The organism is Salinibacter sp. (genome assembly GCF_042218895.1).
GTDB lineage: Bacteria > Bacteroidota > Rhodothermia > Rhodothermales > Salinibacteraceae > Salinibacter.
In genome coordinates this window covers 1-4,010 of record NZ_JBDGQQ010000106.1, presented here as the reverse complement: position 1 = coordinate 4,010, position 4,010 = coordinate 1, and the positions used below count along the sequence as shown (strand labels likewise).

Annotated in this window: 3 protein-coding genes; all 3 read left to right on the top strand. The window is 61.7% G+C overall.

Annotated elements, in window-relative coordinates:
* Positions 1-384 precede the first annotated feature (384 nt).
* The 3 genes from ABEL04_RS09585 (at position 385) to ABEL04_RS09575 (ending at position 3,803) form a co-directional block, all read left to right on the top strand.
* Complete coding sequence (locus tag ABEL04_RS09585) at positions 385-1,773, top strand: sodium-dependent transporter (protein ID WP_375802170.1); 1,389 nt, start codon at positions 385-387, stop codon at positions 1,771-1,773.
* Positions 1,774-1,940: 167 nt separating this feature from the next.
* Entirely contained in the window at positions 1,941-3,311 is a 1,371-nt protein-coding gene (locus ABEL04_RS09580; RefSeq protein WP_375802169.1) for a sodium-dependent transporter, read from the top strand.
* A gap of 54 nt (positions 3,312-3,365) precedes the next feature.
* Positions 3,366-3,803, top strand: coding sequence for a hypothetical protein (locus ABEL04_RS09575; protein ID WP_375802168.1), 438 nt, complete (start codon positions 3,366-3,368; stop codon positions 3,801-3,803).
* Positions 3,804-4,010 lie beyond the last annotated feature (207 nt).

Here is a 4,010-nt window from a genome sequence, read left to right as displayed (position 1 = left end):
CGACTCATATCCCAGTCTTGATCGGTGGGAGGTTTAGCGCTTGCCCACGCAGGCAGTGCTCAGGCGCGCGAATAGCGTTGCCTGAGAACCGGCGCCCAAGAAACAGACCTATGCAGGGTCTCTGAGGCAGGGAGGGCGTATTGGCCGGATGGTGTACACGGCTCCGCGAGCAGACTGGCGCCTCCCAGACCGTTCATCTTGAATGATTCTTCGCCCGAGCCCTCTTTCGTTCCGATCAACCTCGTTGCGTTCACCGAGGGTGCCCATTATTTTCGGCACACGCTGTGTCGCTGTTCAAGGAAATCGTGCCGCTGGGGATGGACACAGGTGGTCCCACGGCTCACTCGTCTCCCCCCGCTTTTCCGAAGTAGCGACAGCAATGACATGGCAACCACGTCCGAGGGTCGTGAGCAGTGGGACTCCCGACTCGGGTTTATTCTGGCCGCAGCGGGCTCGGCCATTGGCCTGGGCAACATCTGGCGGTTTCCGGTCAAGGCAGGTGAGAACGGCGGGGGAGCGTTCGTTGTCATCTACCTGGCCTGCGTCGTGTTCATCTGTCTTCCCTATTTGTTTGCCGAACTCGCCCTCGGGCGCAAGAGCCAGCAGAACCCGGTCGGGGCCATTCGGGCCATCAAGAGTTCCACTCCCTGGCCTCTCGTGGGCGGACTGTGTGTGCTCAGCGGGTTCTTCATTCTCAGCTACTACGCGGTCGTAGCGGGATGGACGATCGGGTACGTCGTCAAGGGGGTCTTCGCCCCTGCCATGGAGTCGAAGGCCTTCTTCAGCCAGCTCACAGCCTCGCCCGAGTGGGTCCTTGCACTGTTTGCTCTGTTCCTGCTTGCCACCGTGGGGGTCGTCTACAGTGGGGTTCGACGGGGCATTGAGCGGTGGGCCAAATATCTCGTGCCCGCGCTCTTCGCTCTCATCTGCATGATTGTCTTCCGGGCCCTCACCCTCCCTGGGGCGACCGAGGGACTTCGCTTCTACCTAACCCCCGACTTCTCGGAGGTGACAGGATTTGTCGTCGTGGAGGCCCTCGGTCAGGCATTTTTTTCACTTAGCCTCGGCATGGGGGCCATGATCACCTACGCGTCGTACCTCTCCAAGGAAGAAAGCCTGGTTGCCTCCGCCGGGTACGTGGTTCTTTTCGACACCATTATTGCCCTGTTGTCGGGACTCATGGTCTTCCCCGCCGTACTCGCTACCGGACAGACCTCCGTCGAGGGGCCGGCGCTTGTGTTCGTCATACTCCCCAAGGTCTTCAGTCAAGTTCCTCTCGGGGCGTTTGTCGAGATTCTCTTTTTTCTCCTCCTGTCCATTGCCGCCCTCACGTCGTCGATCTCGCTCCTCGAGGTCGTGATTTCTTACGTCGTCGATGAGACCCGCTGGTCGCGCCAGAGGGGCGTCCTGCTGGTGGGAGGCCTTGCCTTCCTCTTCGGACTGCCGGCCGCGCTGTCTCAGGGCGCAGTCCCTGCACTGAGCGATCTTTCGTGGCTTATCGGCAACCGTGTTCTGGGAGGGTCTCCGAGCTTTTTTGACCTCATGGATGTTCTGTGGGGGAGCGTGGCGTTGGCCCTCACCGCGCTGTTGCTTTGCCTCTTTGTGGGATGGGCGTGGGACACTCAATCGGCCCTGGACGAACTTCGTCGAGGAGACGACGGGCTCCTGGGGCGTTTCGGAGGCCCGATCTGGAGCATTGCCGTGCGGTACGTCTGCCCCGCCATGATCTTAATCATCCTCATCTTCGACGTGCTCTACGATTTCCTGTTGTAGCAGCCCCCCGTCCTCACGCCCATGCCTCGGGCCAGTAACGCTCGACGTTGCCTCGGCAGAATTGCGTTCATGGGGGACGGCTGTTACTTTCGCCGTGGGTTCGCACTTCTGCGGACCGTGGCGTTTTTCTCCCAAAAATACTGCTCACAAACCACAAGGTCTACTCTATGAGCAACGAGACTGCAGACCGCGAAGAGTGGTCGTCCCGCATCGGCTTCATCCTGGCCGCCGCCGGTTCCGCCATCGGGCTCGGCAACATCTGGCGGTTTCCCTACCTCGCTGGGGAGGGCGGAGGAGGGGCGTTTGTGCTCATCTACCTCCTTTGCGTGGTTCTAATCGGCATGCCGTATCTCTTCGGCGAACTCTCGCTGGGTCGCAACAGCCAGCGGAATCCCGTGGGGGCGATCAAGTCCATCACGGGGGGGGGATCGCTCTGGATCCTGGTGGGCGGCTTCTGCGTGCTAGCGGGGTTCGTGATCCTGAGCTACTACAGCGTGGTGGCCGGCTGGGCCGTCGGGTACGCCGTAAAGGACATCATCGCCCCGACCATGGGCTTCCAGGAGTTTGCGGCCTCTCCAGGACTGGTGATTGCCCTGCTCGGGGTCTTCCTGCTCCTCACATTTCTCGTCGTCGTGGGCGGCATCGAAGAAGGCATCGAGCGATGGGCCAAAATCCTCCTGCCCATCCTTTTTGTGCTGATTTTCCTCGTCATCATCCGGGCCGTGACGCTGGAGGGGGCCATGAAGGGACTCAAGTTCTATCTCGTGCCCGACTTCTCGGAAATCACCTTTGGACTGGTGGTCTCAGCCCTCGGCCAGGCGTTTTTCACACTCAGCCTCGGCATGGGTGCGATGATCACGTACGGCTCCTACCTGCCCAAGCGGGAAGACATCGCCATCTCCGGGGGGTACGTCGTCATTTTCAATACGCTCATCGCCCTCATGGCGGGCTTTATGATTTTCCCCGCCATCTTCGCGATGGGCGCCGATCCCGAGACCGGCCCGGCCCTCGTGTTCGTGGTGCTGCCGAAGGTTTTTGCCCAAATGCCCCTCGGCGGCCTCGTGAGCGTCCTCTTTTTCCTCCTGCTCTCCATTGCCGCGCTCACGTCGAGCATCTCTCTCCTCGAGGTCGTCGTGTCGTACTTCGTCGACGAGAAGCAATGGTCTCGTCAGAAGTCGGTCTGGATCATCGGGAGCATCGTGTTCCTGATGGCCATTCCGTCGGCCCTCTCCCAGGGCGCGTCCGGGGCCTTCAGCAACATGAGCTATCTCTTTGGGGAAAGTGGGCTCTTCGGCCAAAACAACTTCCTGGGCATTCTCGACTACCTCATCGGGAGCGCCGGACTGGCCATCGGGGCTTTTTTCCTGAGCATCTTTATCGGCTGGGTGTGGGGGGCCGACTACGCCGCCGAGGAACTGGTGGAAGGCAGCAGCGTCATGACCCAGGGCCTCGTCAGCGTGTGGACGTTCATGATGCGCTACGTGATTCCGGTGGTCGTCTTCGGAATCGTCATGGGCTACGTCTTCGGCTACCTGTAGTGCCTTCTTTCTTCCATGACTCGCTCCGTCTCTTTCCCTATTGCACGGTGGGGCATGCTCCTTCTCGTTGGGGTGGCGCTCGTGGGCCCGACTGAGAGTCGAGGGGCTTTTCTCTCGTCCACAGACTGCCCGGACGTGGAGACGAACGCTCTCCCCACCACTCTTTCGGGGCTTCGCCTCGCCCTCTTGTTCCCCTCGTGCCGCCCCGGAGACAAGCCCCTGCGAGCGGCGCAGGATCGATGGCTGGCCCGCGACAAGGCGAAGCACGTGGTGTTTAGTGGGCTCTGGACGCTGTCCACCCAGTACGTGCTCGTCAGCAAGGCCGACTGGTCGGAGCCCGATGCCCTGCCGGCCTCCATCGCCTCCGGCGCCGCCGTCGGGATCGCGAAGGAGCTGTACGATGCCTCTCGCCCCACTGAAACGGCGAGCGGAAAGGACCTTGTGGCCGACGCCGTGGGCATTGGGCTGGCCGTGGGGGTGATTATGCTGTAGCGGCCGTTCCCGATCGGCCCTGTGGATGTGTCAGCCGGGCGTCTCCAGGCGCCCGAGGACGCCGTCCCCTGCCGTCGCGGCGTAGCTGTGAGGGGACCACTCGACGACCCGCCCGTCTCGCTTTTTGATCCACCGACACTCAAAATACGTCCCGGCCGGCACGTCGATCTCGGCCCGCCAGACCGGATAGTCGTCGGCCGAGAGCGG